The organism is Sphingobacterium sp. InxBP1, assembly GCF_026191775.1.
Lineage (GTDB): Bacteria > Bacteroidota > Bacteroidia > Sphingobacteriales > Sphingobacteriaceae > Sphingobacterium > Sphingobacterium thalpophilum.
Window position 1 is genome coordinate 242,912 of record NZ_JAINDX010000040.1, and the last position, 25,625, is coordinate 268,536.

General features: G+C 42.6%; 25 protein-coding genes. 15 read left to right on the top strand and 10 right to left on the bottom strand.

All coding sequences use genetic code 11. The annotated features are described in order from the left end of the window. Positions 1-51 precede the first annotated feature (51 nt). Entirely contained in the window at positions 52-1,422 is a 1,371-nt protein-coding gene (locus K7A41_RS05380; protein ID WP_028072590.1) for a dipeptidase, read from the bottom strand. 107 nt (positions 1,423-1,529) lie between these two features. On the opposite strand from K7A41_RS05380, the gene K7A41_RS05385 reads away from it, so the two are divergent. The 5 genes from K7A41_RS05385 (at position 1,530) to K7A41_RS05405 (ending at position 6,410) form a co-directional block, all read left to right on the top strand. Further along, positions 1,530-1,844, top strand: a complete 315-nt coding sequence (locus tag K7A41_RS05385) for a hypothetical protein (protein WP_138096666.1) — start codon at positions 1,530-1,532, stop codon at positions 1,842-1,844. A gap of 7 nt (positions 1,845-1,851) precedes the next feature. Then, complete coding sequence (locus tag K7A41_RS05390; RefSeq protein ID WP_028072592.1) at positions 1,852-2,403, top strand: RNA polymerase sigma factor; 552 nt, start codon at positions 1,852-1,854, stop codon at positions 2,401-2,403. Then, positions 2,396-2,740 (top strand): hypothetical protein, encoded by a 345-nt coding sequence (locus K7A41_RS05395; protein WP_028072593.1) that lies wholly within the window; start codon positions 2,396-2,398, stop codon positions 2,738-2,740. The genes K7A41_RS05390 and K7A41_RS05395 overlap by 8 nt, the downstream gene beginning before the upstream one ends. Positions 2,741-2,863: 123 nt before the next feature. Beyond that, a complete protein-coding gene (locus K7A41_RS05400; RefSeq protein ID WP_265712876.1) occupies positions 2,864-5,605 on the top strand; it encodes an outer membrane beta-barrel protein in 2,742 nt (913 codons plus the stop codon). 16 nt (positions 5,606-5,621) lie between these two features. Then, positions 5,622-6,410 (top strand): GLPGLI family protein, encoded by a 789-nt coding sequence (locus K7A41_RS05405; RefSeq protein ID WP_051607393.1) that lies wholly within the window; start codon positions 5,622-5,624, stop codon positions 6,408-6,410. An 89-nt stretch (positions 6,411-6,499) separates the two neighbouring features. Here K7A41_RS05405 and K7A41_RS05410 read toward each other — a convergent pair whose 3' ends face one another. Both K7A41_RS05410 and K7A41_RS05415 read right to left on the bottom strand, forming a co-directional pair. Beyond that, complete coding sequence (locus K7A41_RS05410; RefSeq protein ID WP_028072595.1) at positions 6,500-6,679, bottom strand: histone H1; 180 nt, start codon at positions 6,677-6,679, stop codon at positions 6,500-6,502. A 118-nt stretch (positions 6,680-6,797) separates the two neighbouring features. Next, positions 6,798-8,936 (bottom strand): S46 family peptidase, encoded by a 2,139-nt coding sequence (locus K7A41_RS05415; RefSeq protein WP_028072596.1) that lies wholly within the window; start codon positions 8,934-8,936, stop codon positions 6,798-6,800. 176 nt (positions 8,937-9,112) lie between these two features. On the opposite strand from K7A41_RS05415, the gene K7A41_RS05420 reads away from it, so the two are divergent. The 4 genes from K7A41_RS05420 to K7A41_RS05435 are packed head-to-tail and all read left to right on the top strand — an operon-like array spanning position 9,113 to position 11,569. Continuing rightward, on the top strand, positions 9,113-10,483 hold the full coding sequence (locus K7A41_RS05420; protein WP_037534713.1) for a DEAD/DEAH box helicase: 1,371 nt from the start codon (positions 9,113-9,115) through the stop codon (positions 10,481-10,483). A gap of 6 nt (positions 10,484-10,489) precedes the next feature. Continuing rightward, positions 10,490-10,735 (top strand): hypothetical protein, encoded by a 246-nt coding sequence (locus K7A41_RS05425; RefSeq protein ID WP_265712877.1) that lies wholly within the window; start codon positions 10,490-10,492, stop codon positions 10,733-10,735. Between the two features lie 47 nt (positions 10,736-10,782). Continuing rightward, complete coding sequence (gene gldC, locus K7A41_RS05430) at positions 10,783-11,133, top strand: gliding motility protein GldC (RefSeq protein ID WP_028072598.1); 351 nt, start codon at positions 10,783-10,785, stop codon at positions 11,131-11,133. Between the two features lie 28 nt (positions 11,134-11,161). Beyond that, on the top strand, positions 11,162-11,569 hold the full coding sequence (locus tag K7A41_RS05435) for an EVE domain-containing protein (protein WP_028072599.1): 408 nt from the start codon (positions 11,162-11,164) through the stop codon (positions 11,567-11,569). Between the two features lie 107 nt (positions 11,570-11,676). On the opposite strand, the gene K7A41_RS05440 is transcribed toward K7A41_RS05435, so the two are convergent. The 7 genes from K7A41_RS05440 to K7A41_RS05470 all read right to left on the bottom strand — a co-directional run bounded on the left by K7A41_RS05440 (position 11,677) and on the right by K7A41_RS05470 (position 19,287). Beyond that, positions 11,677-12,216: an acyl-CoA thioesterase gene (locus K7A41_RS05440; RefSeq protein ID WP_037534715.1), complete on the bottom strand. Its 540-nt coding sequence runs from the start codon at positions 12,214-12,216 to the stop codon at positions 11,677-11,679. Continuing rightward, positions 12,216-13,130 carry an SDR family oxidoreductase gene (locus K7A41_RS05445; protein WP_265712878.1) on the bottom strand — a complete coding sequence of 305 codons (915 nt, stop codon included), beginning with the start codon at positions 13,128-13,130 and terminating at the stop codon, positions 12,216-12,218. The genes K7A41_RS05440 and K7A41_RS05445 overlap by 1 nt, the downstream gene beginning before the upstream one ends. Before the next feature lie 10 nt (positions 13,131-13,140). Next, a complete protein-coding gene (locus K7A41_RS05450) occupies positions 13,141-14,085 on the bottom strand; it encodes a M20/M25/M40 family metallo-hydrolase (RefSeq protein WP_028072602.1) in 945 nt (314 codons plus the stop codon). Positions 14,086-14,210: 125 nt separating this feature from the next. Continuing rightward, the gene (locus K7A41_RS05455) at positions 14,211-14,861 is read right to left on the bottom strand and encodes a lipoprotein signal peptidase (protein WP_028072603.1); all 651 of its coding nucleotides are present in this window, start codon (positions 14,859-14,861) and stop codon (positions 14,211-14,213) included. A 53-nt stretch (positions 14,862-14,914) separates the two neighbouring features. Next, on the bottom strand, positions 14,915-15,301 hold the full coding sequence (locus tag K7A41_RS05460) for a TraR/DksA family transcriptional regulator (RefSeq protein ID WP_028072604.1): 387 nt from the start codon (positions 15,299-15,301) through the stop codon (positions 14,915-14,917). Positions 15,302-15,304: 3 nt separating this feature from the next. Next, the gene (gene ileS / locus K7A41_RS05465; RefSeq protein ID WP_265712879.1) at positions 15,305-18,718 is read right to left on the bottom strand and encodes an isoleucine--tRNA ligase; all 3,414 of its coding nucleotides are present in this window, start codon (positions 18,716-18,718) and stop codon (positions 15,305-15,307) included. A gap of 218 nt (positions 18,719-18,936) precedes the next feature. Continuing rightward, positions 18,937-19,287: a HesB/IscA family protein gene (locus K7A41_RS05470; RefSeq protein ID WP_028072606.1), complete on the bottom strand. Its 351-nt coding sequence runs from the start codon at positions 19,285-19,287 to the stop codon at positions 18,937-18,939. Positions 19,288-19,575: 288 nt separating this feature from the next. On the opposite strand from K7A41_RS05470, the gene glyA reads away from it, so the two are divergent. The 6 genes from glyA (at position 19,576) to K7A41_RS05500 (ending at position 25,613) form a co-directional block, all read left to right on the top strand. Then, a complete protein-coding gene (gene glyA / locus K7A41_RS05475; RefSeq protein ID WP_265712880.1) occupies positions 19,576-20,847 on the top strand; it encodes a serine hydroxymethyltransferase in 1,272 nt (423 codons plus the stop codon). Between the two features lie 423 nt (positions 20,848-21,270). Next, on the top strand, positions 21,271-21,864 hold the full coding sequence (locus K7A41_RS05480) for an RNA polymerase sigma factor (RefSeq protein ID WP_028072608.1): 594 nt from the start codon (positions 21,271-21,273) through the stop codon (positions 21,862-21,864). Between the two features lie 337 nt (positions 21,865-22,201). Beyond that, positions 22,202-22,891, top strand: coding sequence for a zinc metallopeptidase (locus tag K7A41_RS05485; RefSeq protein ID WP_028072609.1), 690 nt, complete (start codon positions 22,202-22,204; stop codon positions 22,889-22,891). 137 nt (positions 22,892-23,028) lie between these two features. Beyond that, positions 23,029-24,369 (top strand): signal recognition particle protein, encoded by a 1,341-nt coding sequence (gene ffh, locus K7A41_RS05490; protein WP_028072610.1) that lies wholly within the window; start codon positions 23,029-23,031, stop codon positions 24,367-24,369. Positions 24,370-24,507: 138 nt separating this feature from the next. Beyond that, positions 24,508-25,092, top strand: coding sequence for an NADH-quinone oxidoreductase subunit A (locus K7A41_RS05495; RefSeq protein ID WP_265712881.1), 585 nt, complete (start codon positions 24,508-24,510; stop codon positions 25,090-25,092). Between the two features lie 2 nt (positions 25,093-25,094). Beyond that, a complete protein-coding gene (locus K7A41_RS05500) occupies positions 25,095-25,613 on the top strand; it encodes an NADH-quinone oxidoreductase subunit B (RefSeq protein ID WP_265712882.1) in 519 nt (172 codons plus the stop codon). Positions 25,614-25,625 lie beyond the last annotated feature (12 nt).

Here is a 25,625-nt window from a genome sequence, read left to right on the forward strand (position 1 = left end):
AGGGTTATTTTTGAATTTTAAAAATAACCCTTTGTCGAATGAAAAGCTAAATTATTTGCTTAGTTCTGCGTAATATTTATGAAATAAAGGAATAGTAGAAATCCCCATGAGGTAGTTTTCAATTCCATATTTCTCATTTGGTGAATGCAGGTTATCGCTATCTAGGCCGAAACCTAGAAGCACTGTCTTCAACCCCAGTACCTCTTCAAATAAGGCAACGATCGGGATGGAACCTCCGCCACGCGTTGGGATTGGTTTAACACCGAATGTTTCATGCAGTGCTTTTTCGGCTGCTTTATAGGCTATGCTATCTGTTGGTGTCACGACCGGTTCGCCGCCGTGATGCGGTTTTACTTCTACTTTGACATAATCAGGGGCGATGCCTTCAAAATGTTTTTTAAAGAGTGCTGTAATACGTTCGGATTTTTGGTTCGGAACGAGACGCATCGAGATTTTTGCATAAGCTTTGGAAGGCAATACCGTCTTGGCACCTTCGCCGATATAACCGCCCCATATACCGTTCACTTCCAGCGTCGGACGGATGCCGGTGCGTTCGAGGGTGGTATAGCCTTTTTCACCCCAGATATTTTGAATGCCCAGATCCGATTTATAGGCTTCGATGTCGAATGGCGCTTCATTCAACGCTTTGCGTTCTGCTTCAGTCAGCTCAATGACATCATCGTAAAATCCGGGGATCGCGATGTGATTATTTTCGTCGTGCAAAGAAGCGATCAGTTTGGCCAGCACTGTTGCAGGGTTGGCGACAGCGCCACCGTATACACCTGAGTGTAAGTCTCTGTTTGGTCCTGTTACTTCCACTTCAACATAAGAGAGTCCGCGTAGACCGGTTTCCAGAGAGGGTTGTTCCATGCTGATCATGGAAGTGTCCGAGATGACGATCACATCCGCTTTAAGTCTTTCAGTATTTTCCTTTACAAAGGTGCCCAGATTGGCCGAGCCGACTTCTTCCTCACCTTCGATCATAAACTTGATGTTACATGCCAAAGCATTGTTTTTCATCATATATTCGAAGGCTTTTACGTGCATGTAAAACTGCCCCTTATCATCGGCAGAGCCGCGGGCATAAATTTTTCCATCGCGTATAGTGGGTTCAAAAGGGGGAGTATCCCAGAGTTCATATGGATCGGCCGGCTGCACATCGTAATGTCCGTACGTTAATACGGTGGGTAATGAAGGATCTATAATTTTTTCGCCATAAACGATTGGATTACCAGCGGTTGCACAAACCTCTACGTTGTCAGCACCTGCATCCCGCAGTTTCTGGGCAACGAACTCAGCTGTCTTTTGCACATCCCCCTTAAATTTGGGATCAGCACTTACCGATGGTAAACGCAATAAATCAAACAACTCATCCAAAAAACGTTGCTTGTTTGCTTCTACATATTCTTTAATGTTTTGCATATTGTTTGTATTTGAAACAAATTTACACAAATCGGCATATTTAACTCAATTTGTTGTAACCTTTTCGGGAAAGCCTGTGACTAATGTAAAAATTAAATAAAAGAAATATGGAAAAAGGGTCAGTAGCAGCAGTAGTCTGCATCGGTTTATTTACTTGTATCACGTTATGTGTCTATTTTATCATGCGTTATCGCAGTACTTCGGTAGGTATTCCAAGCGAAAAAAGGACGAAGGAACCTTCGGATTGGCAAAAACCAGGTATTCTGGTCGCGGGTATTGGTCTGGGCCTGTTTATTGTCGGCCTTCTAAACAATCTGAATACGGTGAAGCTCCAGCATTCGATCTCTGTTGGCATTGTTGTCATCTGTGCCGGAGTGGCGATGATTGTTGCCCATAATCTGGATAAAAAACAAGATATTTAACTCACTGATGGATGAAATCTATATTCGAAAAGTACTATCCGGAGATGTGGAATCTTATCGATATTTTATCAATACCTATAAAGATATGGCATTTTCAGTTGCGCTTTCCATCGTGAAGGAAGAACATTTGGCACAAGATGTCGTACAAGACGCTTTTATCAAAGGCTACCAGTCGCTGTCTTCATTTAAAGGTAGGGCAAAATTTAGTACATGGTTATACAGAATTGTTGTACATGTGGCTTTTAACAGTATCCGGCATAAAAAGTTGGAGTTTGTCAATCTAGATCTATCCGATCATGATCAAGCGCACCATGCATCGGTGCTTGATGAGATCATCGCAGGCGAAAGGAAGGAAATGATCAATGATGCCCTGGCCATTTTGCCTTCAAGAGAATCAGTTGCCTTGCGTCTTTTTTATCTGGAAGAACTATCTCTCGACGAAATTGAAGAAATAATGGGATGGACACGTGCGAATGCCAAGGTGATTTTACATCGTGCACGTAAGAATATGCAAATTGTTTTAGGGCAATTAATCCGGAAATCAGAATACTATGGATAAACAAGAAGAAAAATTCAGACAGCTCATGCAGATGGGCAAGGTCGAAATGCCATTTGATGATTTCGAAAGCCGTCTTATGGCGCGTATCAAAGATCTGGATACAGTCAAGGCGCAGGCTAAAAAAAATAAAAAATACGCGATTTTATTTTTTCTATTGGGTACGGTGTTTGGAATAATCCTGAATAATTATCTGATGGGTAAAGTGCAGGTGGCAGACATTACAAGTGCATATAAAAATTATCTGATCATAGGCTGCCAGCTATTGTTTGCCATATTAATATGCTTCTTCTGTCAGCAGTTCTGGCGGTTTCTAGCCATTTACCAAGATAACGACTAAATTCCATACTACGACAATTTTATCAGTCGGTGGTTTTATAGAAAAAAAATTAATTTCATTGTAACAAAATATAGGTTTAATCTACTAATGTTATATTGAATTCATGTACTATCTAACAATTTTATGAAAAGAGTTTTGCAAATTCTCTTCTTTTTCGTCTTTGCAGCCCATGGGCTGGCAGTAGGGCAATCCAGAATTGCCGGAAAAGTAAGTGATGTAAAAGACCAGCTAAAGTTATCCGATGCGACTGTCATGTTGCTGACGGCGAAAGATTCTATTTTGACAAGTTTTACGAGATCTGATGCAGATGGTTCGTTTTCCTTATCCAGGCCAGATACGGGCTCTTACTTGTTGATTGTGAGCTATCCAAAATATGGGGACTTCTATACAGAAATTCTGCCGGGGAGAGATTATTCACAGCTTGCGATTGGGTTGACCAACACGGCGACCCTACTCGAAGAAGTAATCGTCACCGGAAGAATTCCAATAACCATCAAAGGAGACACGACCGAGTATGATGCCGGCAGTTTTAAGGTAGAAAAGAATGCGAAAGTGGAAGACCTGCTGAAAGTGCTGCCGGGTATCACTGTCGATGCTTCGGGCAAAATTACGGCACAGGGCAAGACCGTCAAGAAGGTGCTTGTGGATGGGGAAGAATTTTTTGGTGATGACCCAACCCTGGTGACAAGAAACATTCGTTCGGATATGGTGGACAAAGTGCAGGTGTATGAGAAGAAATCAGAGCAGGCTGAACGGACCGGAGTGGACGATGGGCAGCGGGAGCAAACCATCAATGTCAAGTTAAAGGACGGCTCCAAAAATGGAATGTTTGGTAAAGCCCTTTTCGGCGGCGGAACGGACGATTATTATATGGGGCAGTTGATGTTAAATAAATTCAAAGGATCCCAGAAGATTTCGGTATACGGATTATTTGGAAATAACGGTACAACGAGTATGAACTGGCAGGACGCCCAAAAGTACGGTGGCGATTCAGGTGTGTCTTATGGCGACGATGGATCGGTTTCCATCAGTAGCTTTAGCGACCCTTTTTCCGGACAGGGAGTCATCGGTGTACCCCGTGCCATCAATTCGGGAGCAAATTTTTCCGACAAATTCGACAAGGAAAAACATACGGTCAACATCAACTATAAGTATGGCCGGCTGAGCAGCGATGGAAATGACGAAACCATCAGCAGTGGTCTGATCAATAACCGTTCATTAAAAACGGTGGATACGGAAAATGATCAGCATCGGGCGAATTTAAAATATGATCTCAAGTTCGATTCATTAAATATGCTGACCGTAAGGGGCGGTATTTCCAGAAAAAATCTCTGGTCAGACAATGAGCGGAATGCGTTTCAATTTAAACAGCGTCCGGATAGCCAGGGGGACCTCGATACAACCACGGCGGAGAAGACGCGCGAGATCATCAAAAATAATATCAATGAACTTAACTTTAGCGCCTATTATACCCATAAGTTCAGAAAAAAAGGGCGCTCCTTTACTCTGGATGGGCAGTTGAATAGAAATGAGACAAACGGTACGGGACATTTGACATCGGAGCTACATAAATATGATCTGGGACAAACCGTTTCGACGGACCAACGTAAAGTGCGGGATAATCAAAGCGAGGTCTGGGGAGCTTCCATTTCTTATACGGAGCCCTTGTCGAAGGTCTGGAATCTTGTATTAGGGACAGGGATAGAGCAGAGTAACAGTTCGTCTTCGGTTCAATCTCTCAACAAGGACGGCAATGGAAACTATACGGATTTAGACTCCCTGTTTAGTAATGATTACGATTTTGACAGAAATAGTAGCAGATATAAGCTGGCTATTGTCCATACCACGGAAAAATTCAAGTTTACTGTGGCAAATAATTTTAATCACGATAAGCTCAAACAATTCAACAATTATACGAGTCAGGGTCTTTCGAGGAGCTACTTTACGTACAACCCTAATGTGAGCGCAGGCTATTCCTTTACCAAAACAAAAGGACTTTGGATGAATTACACGGGTAAAAATCAGCTGCCATCGATGAGCCAGATTCAGCCTATCCTTGACAATTCGGATCAGATCAACCGGTATTTAGGAAATGAAAACCTGAAACCATCCTTTAGGAATTCATTAAATCTGAATTATAACTCATTTCGTGTGCTGACGGGCAATTATCTCTATGTGGGCGGAAATGTATCCCTGGAAAAGAATCCAATTACCCAAAATATTGATACCCTGGACGGTATCAATACATATACCTGGAACAACGTGAACGGAAAGACGAATACTTCGGTCAATATCTGGTCTGGGGTGTATTTTAAACTGAGCAAGAAATTAGGATTGTCCAACTCGCCGCAGTTCTACTTGAATATGAGTGATAATTACAATATGTTCAATCAACAGCTGAACAAGGTAAACACGACGAATTTTAATTTTACTTATAACTTCAAGAGAGACACGAAGACGGGGCTCAATTTTGATCTCAACCTTAGTCCGCAATACCGCATTATGAAATCCAGCCTGGAACCCACGACCAATAGTAACGGATTTGTGTTCGGTTCAAATGGTAGTGTGGAATATTTCATTACCAAAACGTTCAAGCTGTATACAAACTATAGCTATACTTACGAAGCGGCGACCAAAGCTTTTGACCAAAAATTTGAGCAGTTTTTATTGCATCCGGGAGTAAGCAAAAAGTTCCTCAAAAACGAGTCGTTGGTATTGGATTTTACGGTCAACGATGTGCTTGATCAGAACAAAGGTTTTAGCCGTTCGGCCTCGACTTCCGTTTTTACACAGCGCCGGTATGATACGATACGCAGGTATTATATGCTTAAACTATCCTGGGATTTTACGAAAATGTTTTTATAGAATAAATCGAAGCACAATGTTAAAATATATCTTTTTTTTCTTTTTATGCTGTTCGGCACTTGGGCTCAAGGCGCAATATACCTTATTTGGCCGTTCCGGAAGTATTACCTACGATAAAACCATGTACATGAAAAACATTGTCAGCAAGAAATTCATTGCCAAGGCTGATAATAATTCAAAGGTTTTTTTCGAACAGATCTTACCCAAGCTACCGGAAAACGCCGTCTTAAAGAAAACCCTGAAGTTTAATGGTCAGGAAACCTTGTTTGAACCGATCAAAAACGACCAACTGGATGAGATGGTCAAACAGTATATCATGATATTCGCTCTGGATTTCGACGCGACTACCCTGTCAAATCTGTCGGATCGTTCTTTTCTGCGATATAATGATATCGTCGGAGAAAAGATCATTGTCGAAGACACGATGAAGCGGATCAAATGGAAGATTACCGATGAATACCGGGAAATTGCGGGGTACAACTGCCGCAGGGCTAATGGTATTACGCCCGACTCTGTGTATGTCATCGGATATTACTGCAATGAGATACCGATTAGTGGTGGTCCTGAATCCATCAATGGATTGCCGGGAATGATCCTAGGCCTAGTCGTACCCAGCCAGCACGTTTCCTATTTTGCCACAAAGGTCGAACTGAGCAATGCGGTGACGATGGATAAGAAGAAGTTTGACAACAGCAAGGTGAAGCGGATGACCAGAAAGGCGATGACCGATCAGCTAACGAGTGTACTTTCACAGCACATGAACAAGGAAACGGTGCAATTTATTATGGAGCTTGGCAATTTGTAAGCTGGGGTTGCAAACCATAAAATAGTGTGTGTTTCACATAAAAAAGGCCTTTCTTCCGAAAGGCCTTTTTTATGTGAACTCAGGAAAGATTATTTTCCGCTGTTTTTCTTAGCAGTAACCTCGTTACGGATTTCTTGTGCTAAGGTTTTGATTTCTTGTAATCCTTTACGTACACGTGTACCAGCAGCAGAATTACCATTGTTGAAGAACTTGTCTGCATCAGCTTCGATAGAAGCTACTAACTCTTTTAATTTTACGTAGTTTTCCATTTTTTTATAATTATAATTTTAGTTTTTATGGTTTTTTCTAAACACTCCTTAAATATACAAAAACGAATCAAATAGAAAATATATTTCGTTTTTTTTTATCGAAAAAGCTCAAAAAAAACTATTCAACAATCTTAAGTTCGTCAATAATGTTAGTTGCGCCGGCAAATTTATCGATGATAAATAAGACATAGCGGATATCAACTGAAATTGTACGTTGTAGCTTGTGATCGAAGATCACATCTCCGGCCATTGCTTCAATATTCCCATCAAAAGCTAGGCCAATTAATTCGCCGTTGCCATTTATAACGGGTGAGCCCGAGTTTCCGCCAGTTATGTCATTGTCACTGAGGAAGTTTACTGGTAAATAGCCCTTTTTGTCAGCGTAACGGCCATAGTCCTTATTATTGTACAGATCAATCAATCGCTGTGGCAAATCGAACTCTTCATCGCCTTTTTTGTACTTGGCAATTGTTCCTTTAAGTGTGGTGTAATAGTTTTTGTCAGCATCGTTTCGGGGATCCTTTGGTAAGCCTTTGATCGTGCCGTAGGATAAGCGCAACGTACTATTGGCATCTGGATAGAACTTGCCTTTAGGGTTTGAAGCCAGTACTCCAGCTACATATTTACGGTAAGCTGCCTCAAATTTATCATGTTGCGCTTTTAATGCCGGATCTTCTTCACGATATTTCGCGATCAGTGCTGAAGATAGTTTATAAAGAGGATCGTTGGCCAGGGCGGTAGCATTTGGATTCTCGAGGTAATTGTTTAAACGTTCTGCAGATGCAAAAATACTGTTCTTCACCGCCTCTTTGATATATGCGGTAAAATCATTGTTGTTTTTCGCCGCCAGTTCAGCAATATATGGTGCGATTTTGCCCGCCTTTTTGGCGTACAGATTCAACTCATCGATCAGTACCTGCTCTTCCAAAGGCAAATACATTTTTTCGTAACCAGCGTCGATAGCTGCTTTTAATCTTGGAAGAATCTCCTTTCTTCTTGACTCGTCACCAGCAGTATATACTTCCAATCCTGAACCTATGGAGTAAGGCAATGCAGCGATCGCACTTGAACGCAACATTCCCATTAGGTAGTTATCGTGTCTGGCATTCTCGTTTGTCGCAGCGTAATAAGCATTGATGGTTTTGATCACATCACCATACTCGGCTTTGTTAGCCGCTTTGTTTGCCCATTTGTCGAATTTAGCTTCTTCCTTAGCTTTTGTATCGGCCGTTTTATGCAGGCTTAGCGCATCGATCATTCCTTGACGGTTTTTCCAATAATTGGCTACCTGTGAGTATTTGGAAGCGTAGTTCAGCTTCACAGCCTGATCTTGGTCCATAAATTTTTTCATGGCATCCATACCCGTTTTAGAGGCTTCAACCCATGCTGGATAAGCAAACTTAACATTCTGGTTGATACCCCCTGAAGGCATCCAACGGTTGGTACGGCCAGGATAACCTAAGATCATGGCAAAATCGCCTTCCTGTATGCCTTTTAGGCTGACAGGTAAGAAGTGTTTAGGTTTTAACGGCACGTTGTCTTGCGAGTATTCGGCAGGGTTACCATTTTTATCTGCGTAAACGCGGAAAATTGAAAAATCACCGGTATGACGTGGCCATTCCCAGTTGTCCGTATCTCCTCCAAATTTACCGATGCTGTTGGGTGGCGTACCTACTAAGCGCACATCATTGTAATCTTGATAAACGAAATAGTAATATTCATTGCCTTGGTAGAAGGATTTTACTTCTACAACATATTTGCCGTTTTCGCTGTTTTCCTTTTGGATTTTAGCGATCTCGGCAGCGATGATCTTGTTGCGTTCATCTTCTGGCATGTTGTTGTTTACTAAACCGAGAATGCGTTTGGAGACATCATCCATACGGACAAAAAAGCGAACTGACAACGACTTGGGTTTTAATTCCTCGCTTTTTGTTTTTGCCCAGAAACCGTTTGTGAGGTGGTCGTTTTCTGGGGTGGAAAGTTCGGCAATTGCGCCGTAACCACAGTGATGGTTTGTAAATACCAGTCCCTGATCAGAAACAATCTCAGCAGTACAACCACCGCCAAATTGTACGATAGCGTCTTTTAAGCTGGAATTGTTAATGCTGTAGATCTCTTCGGCAGTTAAACGAAGACCTTTTTTCTGCATATCAGCCTCATTTAGACGCTTGAGATACATTAAAAACCACATTCCCTCATCGGCAAATGCAGCGAAGCTTGTTGTAATCAGCAACAAGCACATCCATAATTTTTTCATATCAACCTGATAAAAAGTTTGTTTGTACCCTACAAAAATGCTTTAATTCTATTAAAAACCAAAATATTAGACTTTATTATGTGCTATTTCCCAATTTTTATGTCAATTAAAAGTAAATGTGTGTGCTAAAGCATCCCGAGGAAAGTCAAGTGGACTCTTTTCCTTATCTTTGTCAGATGCAGCAATCATTTGAAAATTTTAAATTCAATAGACAGATCTTAAATGCGATCGCGGAGGCAGGATATGAACAACCCACCGAGATCCAGCAAAAGGCTATTACGCCAATATTAGCAGGACAGGATGTGATGGGCATAGCGCAAACAGGAACGGGAAAAACTGCTGCATTTGTGCTGCCTATGCTAATGAAGCTGAAGTATGCGCAGGGGAATGACCCGCGCGCTTTGATTTTAACACCTACACGGGAGCTGGCGATGCAGATCGAGCAAAACATTCAGCTGTTTTCGACCTACCTTGATTTACGCTCCGTTGTTTTATACGGTGGACTGGGACCGAAAACCCAGATAGAAGCATTGGAAAAAGGAGTGGATATTATCGTCGCGACTCCCGGCCGGTTCTTGGACCTGTATCTTGAGGGACATATCGTTGTCAAATCGCTTAAGTTTTTGGTCTTGGATGAGGCCGACAAAATGATGGATATGGGATTTATCAGTAAAATCCATCGCGTATTGGAAATCGTTCCACGCAAGCGGCAGAATCTGTTGTTTTCAGCGACAATGAGCGAGCTGGTGCGTAAGATCGCCGGTGATTTTTTGGCCTTCCCTACGGTCATCGAAGTGTCGGAGCAGGCGACACCGGCCAAAACCGTCAGTCAGGCCCTGTATTTTGTACCTAATCTAAAAACGAAGCTAAACCTGCTGCAATACCTCTTGAAAGACGATGAGGCTTTCACACGGTTGATTATTTTCTGTAAAACAAAGCAGGTTGCGGATAATGTTTTTCATTTCCTGGAACGTAAATATGGCCAGGAGGCCGTTCGGGTAATTCACGCCAACAAAGGGCAGAATACGCGGATCAATTCAATCAATGCGTTTAAGGAAGGAAATATCCGGATTTTAGTCGCTACGGATGTGGCAGCGCGTGGGTTGGACGTCTCGAATGTGAGTCATGTGATCAACTTTGAAGTACCTATCGTTATTGAAGATTACGTACATCGTATTGGTCGTACCGGACGCGCATTCAATGAAGGGGATGCGATCACTTTTTGTAATGATGCCGAAAAGTACTACATCCGGAAGATTGAGAAACTGATCAAGCAGCGTATTCCTGTGTATCCAATTCCTGAGGATGTTGTTGTTGAGAAAACTCCGTTTCAGGAGAAACAGGATATTGCCCGCGAGATTGACAATCAAAAGCGAAAAGATGATCCGGACTATCAGGGTGCCTTCCACGAAAAGAAATTTGTCATCAAACAGAAAGAAGTGCGGGAAGCACAGCGTTCATCGGGCTTTAAGCCCAAAGCAAAAAGTAAAGGGAAGTCTTCTGGAAGCAGGTCGTCAGGTACGAACCGTAATTCTAAAAAGCGTTAGTGCTGCATGCGGTTTACTCCTTTAAATATCGCAAGCGCGTGTTTGGTGGCTTGGTTTGTCATGGAAAATCGAGATGACGAAAAGGCACTGTTTACCTGGGGCGCCTTTTTAGTACTTCTGGTGCTTTTGCTGGCGGTCGACATCTTGTTCAGGGTTCTGATCAAAGACAATAAAAAAATGTGGATATTGCAATTGGCGTTTTTGGTCTTGGCCAGCATAGCGTGTCTGATCGTCAAGGCAACATTCAGTTAATAAATTAGAAAGTAATAAAAGAGAGAGTGCACGACTCATATACTAAAATGAAGAAAGCAGAAATAAAACTACAAGTAGAGCTGGATGAGAACCACGTTCCAGAGAATATTATGTGGTCGTCCACGGATGGAGACAATGCTGAGGAATTGCCCGCAAAAGCGATGTTCCTGGCTTTATGGGATGCACATTACAAAAACTCCATGCGTATCGACCTTTGGACCAAAGATATGCCTTACGATGAGATGAAGAGATTCTTCTATGAGACCTTACAGACGTTGGGAGATTCATTCATCCGTGCTTCGGGCGGTGATCCCATGGCGGAAAAGGTTATTGGCGATTTACGTGATTATTGTGCGCATTTTGCGGATAAGATGGAAGTATTAATGCCAAAACAATAAGTGATAACTATCTTAAGAAATCCGAATTATGCAATATTTTTTGGTAAAATCAGAGCCCTTTAAATATAGCTGGGAGCAGTTCAATAAAGATGGGCAAACCTTTTGGGATGGGGTGCGGAACTATCAGGCCCGAAATAACCTGAAGGCCATGAAAGAAGGGGATCTCGTTCTTTTCTATCACAGCAACGAAGGAAAAGCGGTGGTTGGGGTTGCTAAAGTCGTGAAGGAATTCTATCAGGATCCGACCACTGACGATGAGCGTTGGGTTGTTGTTGATCTTGCTCCGGTCGAAACGCTAAAAAATCCCGTGACACTGGAAGCGATCAAAGCGGACGAGCAATTGCAGGATATTGCCTTGGTCAGACAGGGACGGCTGTCAGTCATGACGCTGAAGCCCGAAGAGTTCGATAGGATCCTGGCTTTGGGCAACCAATAGATACGACAACGATAAGGCAAAGCTTTTACACAACGAGCTGGCCGTATAAAAAGTAAGGGACAAACCTTGATTTGTCCCTTACTTTTTATTGTTATATTACTAAAAAGCTAGTTCTTTTGACTGAATAAACTGACCAACGCTTTTAACTTTTTGGCATTCTCGGGTTTAAGTTTACCGGCGAGAATTAAACGCAGCTCCCTGCGTTGAAGAGCGTCTTCGTAAGCTTTGAGTTCTGACTCCGTCTCCGGAACCAGGGCAGGCACTGCTTTGGGATTATTATCGGCGTCAACCGCAACAAAGGTATAGTAGGCCTCATTGGTTTTTACCCGTGTGCCCTCGGGTAAATTAGAAGCGAAGATTTCCATCCTGACCTCCAATGAACTGTTAAAGGCGCGTGTTACCTGAGCTTGGATGGTCACGACCTCTCCCAGTTTGATGGATCGCTTGAAAGAAACATTGTCCACAGAAACCGTTACCACTACATTGCTACAATGCTTTTGCGCGGCAATGGCTGAGCAGATATCCATCCAGTAGAGCAGACGGCCTCCCATTAGATTGCCGAACGTATTGGTATCATTTGGCAGGACTAATTCGTTCATCTCGGTGTAGGACTCTCGCGCAAATTTCTCTAATATCGTTTTTGCCATTATCTTCTATATTCGTTGTACTGTTTGTCAATTATCTCTAAAGATTTACGAAAAGGAGTTGGAACATAGCCCAATTCTTCTTTGGATTTATTGCCATCAAATCCCGTCTGACGAGGTCTGTTATCGGCTTGCCCGATACTCGCCGCACTGATTTCTGAGATCAATGTCGTATCCAGCTTCCAATAATCTGCGATCCGATACACGGCCTCGCTTATGGACATCAGCTCGGAACCTGAAATATGAAAAATTCCCTGTGCCTTTCTTTCGATGGCCAGCTGACAGGCGTAGGCCAGATCATCTACAAAAGTAGGCATTCTCCATTGATCGTTTACTACTTTTATAGCCTCCCCCTGAGATAATTTACCTTTGGCCCACAACACTAAATTGGAACGATTGGGATCGGCATTGATACCGTATACCAAAATGGTGCGCAGGATGGCAAAACGGCAATGTGTCTTTAATAAGATTTGCTCAGAAGCATATTTACTTTTTCCGTATTCACTTTGCGGATTGGGAATATCATCTTCTATGTAAAGGCTACCCTTCCTACCATCAAATACAAAGTCCGTCGAAAGATGGATCAGCTGCGTATTATTTTTTGCGCAATAGCTGGCCAAGGTCTCAACCAGATCCACATTAAGCCGCTGACAGGCTGTTTTGTCAGCTTCGCAAGCTTCTACACTGGTCATAGCAGCCGTATGGATGATAGCATCAAAAACATGGGCCGATAAAAAGTGATCCACGCTGTCTTTATCTAATAAATCAACCTGGCTGAAATCATAGCCCTCCTGGTTGGGGTTCCTATTGGCACTTTTTGAAATAGCGACCACTTCATATTGAGGGGCTTTGGACAGTAGATCTACCACCTTCTGGCCCAAGAATCCATTGGAACCGGTAACGAGAATCTTTTTCATACAAGTTGCTTTAGTTGGTCCAGATAAAATCCATTTTGGCGGATTGTTTCATGATATTGTTAATCACATCCTTTTCCAGATCGAGAATGGCCTTTAATGCTTCATAATCAATCTTTTCCGCGTCATCCGTCGGCATATGATAGTCGGGATGGCCTCCGGTGTGGAAAAATAAAACCGGGATATTCTTTTTGTAAAAAGAAGTTTGGTCCGAACCGCCATTACCATCTTTGCTTAGATTGAATTTAATCGGCGCCTGAATATCATTGAATATGGTCGGCCATTGGCTGCTCGTGCCATAGCCGATGACAGCAAGGCCATTGGCGGGATTGTACCGCCCGATCATATCCATATTGAGCATTGCTGTGATTTTTTCCAGCGGAAGGGTAGGGTGTTCGGTAAAGTATTTAGACCCGACCAAACCCAGTTCTTCAGCCCCGAATGCGATAAACAATAGATTATAAGGTTCCTTTACATTATTGCTGCTAAAATAACGGGCTAGTTCTAGCAAACCTGCTGTACCTGAAGCGTTATCATCAGCGCCGTTATGTATTTTTCCTACACCTAGAGAATCTTTCGAACTGCCTTGACCACCCATGCCCAAATGGTCATAATGCGCACCTACAACAATTGTCAGCTCGGCTCCATTGTCAAGATAGCCAATAATATTATCGGCATTGCGGATGCTGTCCGCGACTTTCACCTTCCAAACCTTCGCTTTGAAAGACTGGCGGTAACCTTTTTCTCCTCTTGGCTGCAATTTATATTTCTTAAATTCCTTTTCAATATAATCTGCTGCTTTAAATACCTCTTTGCTACCTGTACCCCTGCCTTTCATCTTATCATCGGCTAGGTAATAAATATGCTTTTTTAAATTCGGGATTTCAATCTGCTGTGCATGCACCGACTTGAATAGGATAAAGCAGCAGATGCTTAGGAACATACTTATGTTTTTCATTTTTTTGATTTGACATTTAGTAGATAGACTTGCACTTGTACGCCTGCGACCGAGCCTGTGTACTACATTACGTAAGAAAAAAGAAAAGCCTTGAGATTAACAAGGCTTTTATAAGATCGTAATCGTTAATCTTCGACGATTTCACTATGAATACTTGGTTTCTCTTCTTTTTCTGTTTTGAAATACCGCTTTTGGAACAAAAGGATCAGCACTACGCCTACCGATATAGCGGAATCTGCCACGTTAAACACTGGCCTAAAGAACAGAAACTCTTCGCCGCCCCAGAAAGGAACCCATGTCGGGAAGGTACCTTCAATTAGTGGAAAGTAAAGCATATCCACAACCTTTCCATGAAGAAAGGAGGAATAACCACCTCCGGCTGGGAACAAGGTGGCTTTATCGTACCAGGTACTTTCACTAAAAATGACCCCATAGAAAGCCGAATCGATAATGTTGCCCAAAGCGCCAGCAAGAATGAGCGCGACATTTAAGATAAAGCCGCGGTTATACTTATTCTTGATCATATAGTGCAGTCCATATCCGATACCGGCTACGGCTAATATCCGGAATACGGTTAGAAAAAGTTTTCCATAGTCACCTCCAAATTCCATTCCATAGGCCATCCCATTGTTCTCAATGAAATGGATCTGGAAGAATTTGCCCAGAATATGATGGCTCTGCCCAATTGTCATTGAGAGTTTGACCCATATTTTTGACAGCTGGTCGATTAAAAGAATCGCGACAATCAGTGCGACTGGTTTAGTATAACCCTTCATTGTGTTATAAAAATGGTCTTTGCCTAAGCAAAGACCATATGATTTTTATCAAATTAATATTGTTTGTTTTTCGCTTCGATGCTCAACGTTGTGTGTGGAACAGCTTTTAAACGCTCTTTTTGAATCAGTTTTCCTGTTTCTCTGCAGATACCATAAGTCTTGTTCTCGATGCGTACCAATGCCGCCTCAAGGTTGTCAATAAACTTCTTCTGACGTGCAGCCAGCTGATTGGTCTGTTCTTTTTCCAAGGTTGCGGACCCGTCTTCCAACGTTTTGTAAGTACCTGCGGTATCGTCTGTGCCATTCGCATTGCTGTTGTTGAGCGTTGCGGTCAACGAGGAAAGCTCTTCTTTTGCTATTCTAAGCTTGTCCAAGATAATCTCTTTAAATTCTTGTAATTCTGAATCGCTATAGCGTGTTTTCTCGTTGTTGTTTGCCATAATTTAATTTTTTTGGATTAATGCCTTAAGTTCTTTGCCATCGATTTCGATGGTCTCTCCTTCAGTTAGTGAATCTTCAAATACCAATGTATCGGCTAGAATTTCGGTGCAAATATACGATAAATTTTCGTTGGCTGCATCTGTCACTTCGGGCACCATTGTTAACTTTACATGAATTCTATCTGTGACTTCAAACCCTTTTTCTTTCCTCAGATTTTGCAGGCGGTTGATCAGCTCACGCGATAAACCTTCTTTCTTCAATTCTTCGGTGATATGAATATCTAATGCTACGGTCAACTTACCCAAGTTTGCTACCTGCCATCCTTCCACATCTTCTGCTATGATTTCTACATCGCTCAATAAGATCGTATACGGCGTGTCCGCTAAAGCTAACTCGCCAGTTGATTCCAATGTGCTTATTTGATCTGCCGTCAACGATTGGATAGATGAAGAGACTAACTTCATATCCTTACCAACTTTCGCGCCAAGAGCTTTAAAATTCGGTTTTATTTTTTTCTTAATGATACCTGTGGTGTCGGAAATAAACTCGATATCTTTAATATTTGTTTCAGAAAGTATCAAATCTTTTACTTTTTCAACTTTCTCCTGAAAGGCACTGTCGAGGACCGGAACAAGAATTTTGTTTAACGGCTGACGTACATTGATTGATGTTTTCTTCCGTAAAGACAATGTCAGGGACGAAATGTCCTGGGCCAGCGCCATGCGTTCTTCGAGATCCTTGTCTACTAAAGCTTCGTTGTATACTGGGAAGTTGGATAGGTGAACAGATTCGACCTGCTCTTTGCCTGTCGCTGCATTTAGATCCAAAAATAGCCTGTCAGAAAAGAATGGTGATATCGGTGACATCAACTTCGCGATGGTATCAAGACAGGTATAAAGCGTCTGGTATGCAGAGATTTTATCTTCGCTATATTCGCCTTTCCAGAAACGACGGCGGCAGAGACGAACATACCAGTTGCTTAGATGTTCGTCAACAAAATTCTGGATCGCCCTGGCAGCTTTGGTAGGCTCGTAGTCCGCGAGGTATTCATCCACCTCTTTGGTTAGTGAATTTAATAAGGAGATAATCCAGCGGTCGATCTCGGGACGATTCTCTAAGGCAATATCTGGTTCGGTGTAAGCGAATTTATCGATGTTGGCATAGAGTGCGAAAAATGCATATGTATTATATAAGGTACCGAAAAACTTACGGCGCACTTCGTCCAGGCCTTCCATGTTGAACTTCAAATTATCCCATGGTGCAGCATTGCTGATCATATACCAGCGCGTTGCATCCGCACTATACTGATCGATCGTTGCAAATGGATCTACGCCATTCCCCAGACGTTTGGACATTTTGTTGCCATTCTTGTCGAGCACCAGACCATTGGAAACAACGTTTTTGAAAGAAACCGATTTGTACATCATGGTCGATATCGCGTGGAGGGTAAAAAACCAACCACGTGTCTGGTCAACTCCCTCAGCGATAAAATCTGCTGGATAAGCGTGGTCAAATCCTGCTTTAAAAGGAAACTCCTCGCCTTTGGCCAGTTTCTCGTGATCCAGACCCCATTGCGCATACGGCATTGCGCCTGAATCAAACCAAACGTCAATTAGATCCGGTTCGCGGAATAATTTTTGGCCAGCATCCGAAACCAGAATAATATCGTCAACATAAGGGCGGTGCAGATCCAGATGTTCGGTATCGAACTTATCCAGATATGCTTTATTTTTTGCTTTCTCTTCCTCCGATAACACATCCGAAGTCAGGGAAGCTTCTAATAGCGATCTAAGCTCGGGCAGTGAACCGACACAGATTTCTTCATTTTCGTCTTCCGAACGCCAGATCGGCAACGGAGTCCCCCAATAACGCGAGCGGGAGAGGTTCCAGTCCACCAGGTTTTCCAGCCAATTGCCAAAACGGCCGGTCCCTGTAGCTTCAGGCTTCCAGTTGATCGTTTTATTTAATGCCACCAGATCTTCTTTTACGGCGGTGGTACGGATAAACCAGCTATCTAACGGATAATAAAGTACAGGCTTGTCGGTACGCCAGCAATGTGGGTATGTGTGTTCATATTTCTTCACATCAAAAGCCTTGTTGTCTTCCTTCAGCTTGATCGAAATAAGGACATCGGTGGGTTTAAAATCCTCCTTTGCGCGCTCTTCTGCACTGTAATATTCTTCTTTGACAAAGCGTCCTGCAAAGTCGGTAATTTCCTTCACAAAACGGCCGGTACGGTCTACGGTTGGGACATCTTTACCATTTTCGTCTTTCACCAAAATCCCCGGTACACCATGTTCTTTGGCTACTCTAAAGTCATCAGCACCATAAGTAGGTGCCGCGTGAACGATACCTGTTCCGTCTTCGGTGGTCACAAAATCCCCCGGAATGACACGGAACGCATTTTTTTGCAGATCTTCATTGGTAATGTATGGCAGCAATTGTTCGTAACGCAAACCGACTAGTTCTTCACCAACAAACTCAGCGGCTACTTCCCAGGGGATGATTTTGTCGCCCAGTTTATAGTCCTGGAAGGACGCATTTTCGCCTTCGGCTTTAAAATGTTTGCTGATAAGATCCTTTGCCAATATCACGGATACAGGTGCTCCGGTATACTTATTGAAGGTCCTGACTTTTACGTAGTTTATTTTCTTGCCTACGACCAATGCCGTATTGGAAGGCAGGGTCCATGGGGTGGTTGTCCAGGCGATGAATGCGACGTCCTCGTCTTCATCATCGACCAACTTTCCGATCGCTGGATGGAGCTGCGACTTGATCAGTCTAAATTCCGCAATGATCGTCGTGTCTTTGACGTCTTTGTAAGTACCCGGTTGGTTAAGTTCATGAGAACTTAAGCCGGTGCCGGCAGCAGGTGAATACGGCTGAATAGTATAGCCCTTGTACAAAAGCCCTTTTTTATACAGTTCTTTTAACAGATACCACAAGGTTTCGATATACTCATTTTTATAAGTGATATACGGATGCTCAAGATCGACCCAGTAACCCATTTTTGTGGTCAGGTCGTTCCATACATCTGTATATTTCATGACTTCCTTGCGGCAGGCATTGTTATATTCTTCTACTGTAATCTTTTTGCCGATATCTTCCTTGGTAATGCCGAGAGCCTTTTCCACAGCCAGCTCAATCGGTAGACCATGGGTATCCCAACCTCCCTTGCGTTTTACCTGGTAGCCTTTCAATGTCTTGTAACGACAGAAAATATCTTTAATGGTACGCGCCATCACGTGGTGGATGCCCGGCATCCCATTTGCAGAAGGCGGGCCTTCATAAAATGTATAGGATTTGCTTTCGGGGCGATTATGGATACTTTTTTCGAATATTTTTTCCTGTTCCCAACGGGTCAAAATCTCTTTGCCGATTTCTGGCAAATTTAACTGCTTATATTCTTTGTACATCAGACTCTTGTATGCTTCTTTTCTAAAGGTCGCTAATTTAGTGATTTATGATGGAAAAAGAAAGAGGCCTTTGTTGCGCTAATATCATTAAATGGCAGTGAAGATCATTTTTCGAATGAACACCATGAATTATGTGAAGGATCAAAACAGCTAATGTTTGCAAAAAAAAAAGACCGCTAAGTGCGGCCTCTTATTTGTTGAAACGGTATACGTCTTATTTAGGCAGAAAAGCTGCTTCCACAGCCGCAGGTACTTGTCGCGTTGGGGTTGTTAAATGTAAATCCTCTCGCATCGAGTCCTGATCTGAAATCAATTTCCATGCCCGCTAAATATAAGCCATGAGCTTTATTCATGAAGATTCGAATACCTTCGATCTCATACTCGTTGTCTCCGTCTTTTTTCTGGTCAAAGCCAAGAACATAATTCATGCCGGAGCAACCACCGCCTTCTACGCCCACACGTAGGCCAAAATCATCAGAAATTTCTTGTTGATCCTTTAATTTATGGAGTTCCTTGATTGCGCCCGGCGTTAAGGAGATCGGAGCAATTGCTGTCTGTTCTGTACTCATCTTGATCATTGTTTTAGCCAATTCATAACAAAAATACATATTTTTTATGGCAATTGGTTGTATAAGAATTTTTTGACATTTTCAAAACATTCGTTCTAACCCTTTTCATGAACCTATTGCTATATTTTCCGGGAGATATACAGCTGATTAGCCGATTCGCATCAATATGGGGGTTTTCATTGAGAACATTTAATAAAATATGGGTTTTTGTCGATATTCTTTATGGAATATGCTATCTTTGAGGCATTAAAATAAAATACAAAATTTACTTTACAACATTTAAAAACAATGGAAAGAGATCAAGCCATTTTTAATTTGATAGCTGATGAGCTGAAACGCCAAGAGGAAGGTATTGAATTAATTGCTTCTGAAAACTTTGTGTCAAAGCAAGTGATGGAAGCTGCTGGTTCAGTGTTGACAAATAAATATGCAGAAGGCCTGCCAGGAAAGCGCTATTATGGTGGCTGTGAAGTTGTGGATGAGATTGAGAGTATTGCGATCGACCGTGCAAAACAGCTTTTCGGCGCTGAATGGGTAAACGTGCAGCCTCACTCTGGCGCTCAGGCGAATGCTGCTGTATTTTTGGCGACTATCAAACCGGGCGATAAAATCCTGGGCCTTGATCTATCTCATGGAGGTCACCTGACACATGGTTCTCCCGCAAACCTTTCCGGGAAGATCTACCAGCCATTATTTTATGGTGTAAAAGAAGATACAGGTTTGATCGATTACGAGCAGCTGGAAGAAACTGCCCTTCGTGAAAAACCGAAAATGATCATTTGTGGTGCTTCGGCTTACTCGCGTGACTGGGACTATGCGCGCATCCGTAAAGTTGCCGATGAGATCGGTGCGATCTTAATGGCAGACATTTCTCACCCTGCGGGTTTGATCGCGCGTGGCTTATTGAACGATCCGCTTCCGCATTGTCACATCGTCACGACCACCACACACAAAACGTTGCGCGGTCCACGTGGTGGTATGATCATGGTCGGTAAGGACTTCGAAAACCCATGGGGCATCAAAACACCAAAAGGTGAAATCCGCACAATGACCCAATTGCTGGATTTAGCGGTTTTCCCAGGTACTCAGGGCGGACCTCTGGAGCATACCATCGCTGCAAAAGCTATTGCTTATGGCGAAGCGCTATCGGACGACTATATGGAGTATATTGTTCAGGTGAAGAAAAATGCTGCGGCTTTAGCGAAGTTTTTCGTAGACAGAGATTATAAAATTATCTCTGGTGGTACTGACAATCACCTGATGCTAGTCGATTTGCGCAACAAGGATATTTCAGGTAAAGAAGCAGAAGCGGTGTTGGGTAAAGCGGGTATCACCACCAACAAGAATATGGTACCTTTCGACACACGTTCACCGTTCGTGACCTCGGGTGTTCGTTTTGGTACGGCTGCGATTACAACACGCGGTATCAAAGAAAATGAAATTGTTCAGATCGGTGAGCTGATTGATGAAGCACTGAAAAATGCTTCGGATGACGCTGCATTGGATAAAATCCATGGTAAGGTAAAAGCGATGATGGCGCAGTTTCCGTTATATAAATAAATATTTATTATATCAGATACATAGCAGCGGAGTCGCCGAACAGGAGACTCCGCTTTTTTTTTGCCTGCTGGGACCTTATCGTGTAAGGTGTTGATAAGTATATGTACTGGAACGGGAGAAGACAGTACTGGATTTATCGATAAAGTAAACGGGCAGGAGGGGGAGGCAAAAGATAAATCGCGAGAATAGTCATCATCAGCTGTGGTTATCTGGGGGCTGATGATCGGTGGAAGAATGGACTGTAAATGTTAAAAAATCTTAAAATAAAATGTAAAAATTTGATTACTCAATAATTTTACGGTAATTTGGAATAACATTAATTGATTGTTTTACAATAAGAAAGGATAACTATACGACAAACATTTACATTTTAAAACAGAACTGATAATTTTATTTGCGAACTGCTAAAAAAGTAAGTGACGTATGAGACTTTTGAAAAGTAAGAGTGATCAAGAATTGATCCAAATGTATGTCGATGGCCATGAGTCCGGCCTTGAGGCATTGTTGAATCGTTATAAATCGAAAATTTATACCTCTATATATATGAAAGTGAAAGACGAATATCTTGCTGAAGATATTTTCCAGGAGACTTTCATCAAAATCATCAACACATTAAAATCCGGTAAATATAATGAAGAAGGGAAATTTCTGCCATGGGCTATACGTATTGCTCATAACATGATTGTTGACTTCTTCAGGAAAGCAAAGCGCGCCCCCAGTATTGTTAATGCGGACGGCTTTGATATCTTTGAGGTACTTGAATTCAGCGATGAGAGCACCGAGTCAAAGATGCTGAAACAACAGGTGGATGTGGATCTGAAGAAGATGATCCAGAAGCTGCCGGATGACCAGAAGGAGGTTCTAATCATGCGTCATTTCTGTGACATGAGCTTCAAGGATATAGCCGAAATCACCGAGGTGAGTATCAATACGGCTCTGGGCAGGATGCGCTATGCGCTGAGCAACCTGCGAAAAATGATCGAGGGAACCGATCTTACCCTCCAGATGGGTTATTAAGAATACCATAAGGAAGGTGCATATCATGCACTTTCCTTCTACACACCTCTGGTGTTTGCTGCTGACCAGCGGCAGTTTCCTAAGCCATATTTCTACTGTTGACACCGGGTTCTTCCATATGAAGTATCAATATTCTGTATAAAAGCTAGTATAAGATCGCCATATTCCGTAAATTTATAATGTTAAAATGTCATCTCAGTATGCGCCGAGGGGTGGTTTTGACCGCTTTTTTGCGCCGAGTGCAGGGCGGATGAGTTAAATTGTCAGGAATGTACGTCGTGGAACGTACTTTGATGTATAAAGGTGTACTTGATATAAAAAAATATAATTAGAAACTATGTACTGGATTTTATTTATTGGAATCATGGTGGTGAGCCTGATCGTCCAAACAAGATTTAGAAACAAATTTAAAAAGTATTCAGAGATGCCGTTATCGAACGGTATGTCGGGTGCTGAAATAGCACAAAAGATGCTTCATGATAATGGTATATATGATGTGCAGGTGTTGTCTATTCCAGACCGTCTTGGCGACCATTATAATCCTTCAGACAAAACGGTTAACCTTAGTCCGGAGGTGTATAGCGGGCGTAGTGTAGCTGCGGCGGCAGTAGCAGCCCACGAATGCGGGCACGCGGTACAACATGCAAAAGCTTACAAATGGCTGGGTTTTCGTTCGGCGATGGTACCCATGGTCAACGTTGCATCTAAGCTGACTTCATGGGTGTTGATGATCGGTGTGATGCTGTTTGCTTTTGGGGGCAATCCCTGGTTACTCGCGGTGGGAGTCGGTGCGCTGGCCATTACAACCATATTTTCATTTATCACCCTACCGGTGGAATTTGATGCATCCAATCGCGCTTTGGCCTGGTTGAATCATGCCGGCGTTACATACAATGGAGAGGAACATGAAGGTGCCAAAGACGCTTTAAAATGGGCTGCAATGACTTATGTGGTCGCTGCGCTAAGTGCGTTGGTAACCCTGTTGTACTATGCTTCTATTTTGTTTGGTGGCCGCAGAAGTGACTAAGTATTGGGGGCATTCACTCATAAGGTGTGAAAAAATGCGATTATTTTGAATAGTCGCATTTTTTATAGGGTGTTAATGAGGTTACTACAGACAATTTTTTTAACTTTGCTGTTTATATAGAATAAGACTCAGATTTTATGTTTTCAAATCTTCAAGATAAGCTAGATAGGGCCTTTAAGGTATTAAAAGGACAAGGTAGTATTACCGAGATCAACGTTGCTGAAACGATGAAAGAAATTCGCAAAGCATTGCTGGATGCCGACGTGAATTATAAAACTGCCAAAACTTTTACGGATGATGTAAAACAGAAAGCTTTAGGTCAAAATGTATTGACCAGTATTTCTCCCGGGCAATTGCTGACAAAAATCATGAATGATGAGCTGACAGAACTGATGGGGGGATCTGTTACAGAGTTGGAAACCGGAAAAAATCCGACCGTTATTCTGATTGCAGGATTGAACGGTGCGGGTAAGACTACGTTTTCTGGTAAATTGGCATTGTACCTGAAAGATAAGAAAAATAAAAAGCCCTTGCTGGTTGCTGGCGACGTATATCGTCCTGCTGCGATCGATCAGCTGGAAGTTTTAGCTGAACAGGTTGGTGTCCCGGTATATGTGAATAGGGAATCCACTGATCCGATTGCTATTGCTAAAGCTGGTGTAGAGGAAGCGAAACGAAATGGCAATAATATTGTCATTATCGATACGGCAGGTCGTTTGGCGGTTGATGAGCCATTGATGGTGGAAATTACTGCTGTCAAAGAAGCGACAAAGCCGGATGAAATTCTGTTTGTTGTCGACTCCATGACCGGTCAGGATGCTGTCAATACTGCCAAGACGTTCAATGACCGTCTGGATTTTACCGGGGTAGTCTTGACCAAGCTGGACGGTGATACTCGTGGTGGTGCGGCTTTATCCATTAAATCTGTCGTCAATAAGCCGATAAAGTTTATCGGTACAGGCGAGAAAATGGATGCGCTGGACGTATTTCACCCTGACCGTATGGCATCCCGTATTTTAGGGATGGGTGATGTTGTATCCTTGGTAGAACGCGCGCAGCAGCAATTTGACGAAAAACAAGCGGCTGAACTTCAGAAGAAGATCCGCAAAAATAAATTTGATTTTAACGATTTTAAATCCCAGATACAGCAGATCAAAAAGATGGGTAACATGAAGGATCTGATGGGGATGATCCCTGGAGTGGGCAAAGCGATGAAGGATATTGAGGTGGACGACAATGCATTTAAGCCTATTGAAGCCATTATTGATTCCATGACACCTTTTGAACGCGAGAATCCGGATGTCATCGATCAAAAGCGTCGTATGCGGATTGCCAAAGGATCGGGTACAGATATCAATGAGGTAAACAAGTTGCTGAAGCAATTTGGTGATATGCGCAAAGTGATGAAACAGATGTCAAATCCGGCGATGGCGGCTAAGCTAATGCGCAATATGCCTAAAATGCCCGGACGCATGTAAAACATGTAAAAGCAACAAAACTACCATTTTCAATAGGGCATTGTATCATGATATAATGCCCTATTTTTCTGATAAATATTTCGTAATTTCAAGTTCCTCACTCGAGTAAAGGAAATAATTGTTAAATTTGTATTCATTATGGATGACCCCGCGCAATTATCGGAATACGGCAAAATCCTTATCATTCTATTGGTAGGGGCGCTGTTAGTCTGTGCGACCATTTTTCTAGCACGCCTAATCTCTCCAAAAAAAAATAATCCCATCAAATCCGGTACTTATGAATGCGGTGAAGAACCCATTGGATCGTCCTGGGTACAGTTTAACCCGAGATTTTATGTCATTGCGCTTGTTTTTCTGCTCTTTGATGTGGAGCTTATTTTTATTTTTCCGTGGGCAACTGTATTTGGTCAGTCAGATTATATCGCTGCAGATGGACGCTGGGGGTGGTTTACGTTGGTTGAAATGGCCATGTTTATTGGGATTTTGGTTCTCGGACTAGTGTTTGTCTGGAAAAAAGGAGATCTGGAATGGGTAAAGCCACAGGTATCCTTACCCAAAGTCCGCGTTGGTATTCCACAAAGTGCCTATGATGCTTTAAATAAAATGGAATATGCGGTAAAGGATCTTGCGCAGGCGGATGCTGAATTGAATACGTCAGTGGGAGAAGAAATAATTGCCCGTCCAAAGGCTGCTTTTAAACCAAGATTTAAGAAACCGGAGTAAGCATGAGTTTAGATAGTCAATTACAAAATAACGGTGTCGTTGTAGCTAAGCTGGATGATCTACTTAACTGGGCACGACTTTCTTCGATGTGGCCCATGAGTTTTGGTATTGCCTGTTGTGCGATAGAAATGATGGGAGCAATGGCGTCGACTTATGATCTGGACCGAATGGGAGTTTTTCCACGGCCATCGCCACGACAGTCAGATGTCATCATCATTGCTGGGACAGTAACCTTCAAAATGGCAGACCGCATCAAGAAGCTGTACGAACAGATGCCTGATCCAAAATATGTGATCTCCATGGGGTCCTGTTCCAACTGTGGGGGACCGTACTGGCAACATGGTTATCATGTCGTCAAGGGCGTCGACAAAGTTATTCCGGTGGATGTGTATGTACAGGGATGTCCACCACGGCCGGAAGCGCTGATCGGCGCATTTATTGAACTGCAGAAAAAGATAGATAAGGAGAGTTTGTTGGGGGAACAGCTGTTCATTCAATCAACAAGCGTAGAAAAACAATAATAGAAGATTTTA

What these genes read in the sequence shown, in the direction of transcription:
- K7A41_RS05380 (WP_028072590.1), bottom strand. Translation starts at nt 1,422, where the DNA reads ATGCAAAACATTAAAGAATATGTAGAAGCAAACAAGCAACGTTTTTTG.
- K7A41_RS05385 (WP_138096666.1), top strand. Translation starts at nt 1,530, where the DNA reads ATGGAAAAAGGGTCAGTAGCAGCAGTAGTCTGCATCGGTTTATTTACT.
- K7A41_RS05390 (WP_028072592.1), top strand. Translation starts at nt 1,852, where the DNA reads ATGGATGAAATCTATATTCGAAAAGTACTATCCGGAGATGTGGAATCT.
- K7A41_RS05395 (WP_028072593.1), top strand. Translation starts at nt 2,396, where the DNA reads ATGGATAAACAAGAAGAAAAATTCAGACAGCTCATGCAGATGGGCAAG.
- K7A41_RS05400 (WP_265712876.1), top strand. Translation starts at nt 2,864, where the DNA reads ATGAAAAGAGTTTTGCAAATTCTCTTCTTTTTCGTCTTTGCAGCCCAT.
- K7A41_RS05405 (WP_051607393.1), top strand. Translation starts at nt 5,622, where the DNA reads ATGTTAAAATATATCTTTTTTTTCTTTTTATGCTGTTCGGCACTTGGG.
- K7A41_RS05410 (WP_028072595.1), bottom strand. Translation starts at nt 6,679, where the DNA reads ATGGAAAACTACGTAAAATTAAAAGAGTTAGTAGCTTCTATCGAAGCT.
- K7A41_RS05415 (WP_028072596.1), bottom strand. Translation starts at nt 8,936, where the DNA reads ATGAAAAAATTATGGATGTGCTTGTTGCTGATTACAACAAGCTTCGCT.
- K7A41_RS05420 (WP_037534713.1), top strand. Translation starts at nt 9,113, where the DNA reads ATGCAGCAATCATTTGAAAATTTTAAATTCAATAGACAGATCTTAAAT.
- K7A41_RS05425 (WP_265712877.1), top strand. Translation starts at nt 10,490, where the DNA reads ATGCGGTTTACTCCTTTAAATATCGCAAGCGCGTGTTTGGTGGCTTGG.
- gldC (WP_028072598.1), top strand. Translation starts at nt 10,783, where the DNA reads ATGAAGAAAGCAGAAATAAAACTACAAGTAGAGCTGGATGAGAACCAC.
- K7A41_RS05435 (WP_028072599.1), top strand. Translation starts at nt 11,162, where the DNA reads ATGCAATATTTTTTGGTAAAATCAGAGCCCTTTAAATATAGCTGGGAG.
- K7A41_RS05440 (WP_037534715.1), bottom strand. Translation starts at nt 12,216, where the DNA reads ATGGCAAAAACGATATTAGAGAAATTTGCGCGAGAGTCCTACACCGAG.
- K7A41_RS05445 (WP_265712878.1), bottom strand. Translation starts at nt 13,130, where the DNA reads ATGAAAAAGATTCTCGTTACCGGTTCCAATGGATTCTTGGGCCAGAAG.
- K7A41_RS05450 (WP_028072602.1), bottom strand. Translation starts at nt 14,085, where the DNA reads ATGAAAAACATAAGTATGTTCCTAAGCATCTGCTGCTTTATCCTATTC.
- K7A41_RS05455 (WP_028072603.1), bottom strand. Translation starts at nt 14,861, where the DNA reads ATGAAGGGTTATACTAAACCAGTCGCACTGATTGTCGCGATTCTTTTA.
- K7A41_RS05460 (WP_028072604.1), bottom strand. Translation starts at nt 15,301, where the DNA reads ATGGCAAACAACAACGAGAAAACACGCTATAGCGATTCAGAATTACAA.
- ileS (WP_265712879.1), bottom strand. Translation starts at nt 18,718, where the DNA reads ATGTACAAAGAATATAAGCAGTTAAATTTGCCAGAAATCGGCAAAGAG.
- K7A41_RS05470 (WP_028072606.1), bottom strand. Translation starts at nt 19,287, where the DNA reads ATGAGTACAGAACAGACAGCAATTGCTCCGATCTCCTTAACGCCGGGC.
- glyA (WP_265712880.1), top strand. Translation starts at nt 19,576, where the DNA reads ATGGAAAGAGATCAAGCCATTTTTAATTTGATAGCTGATGAGCTGAAA.
- K7A41_RS05480 (WP_028072608.1), top strand. Translation starts at nt 21,271, where the DNA reads ATGAGACTTTTGAAAAGTAAGAGTGATCAAGAATTGATCCAAATGTAT.
- K7A41_RS05485 (WP_028072609.1), top strand. Translation starts at nt 22,202, where the DNA reads ATGTACTGGATTTTATTTATTGGAATCATGGTGGTGAGCCTGATCGTC.
- ffh (WP_028072610.1), top strand. Translation starts at nt 23,029, where the DNA reads ATGTTTTCAAATCTTCAAGATAAGCTAGATAGGGCCTTTAAGGTATTA.
- K7A41_RS05495 (WP_265712881.1), top strand. Translation starts at nt 24,508, where the DNA reads ATGGATGACCCCGCGCAATTATCGGAATACGGCAAAATCCTTATCATT.
- K7A41_RS05500 (WP_265712882.1), top strand. Translation starts at nt 25,095, where the DNA reads ATGAGTTTAGATAGTCAATTACAAAATAACGGTGTCGTTGTAGCTAAG.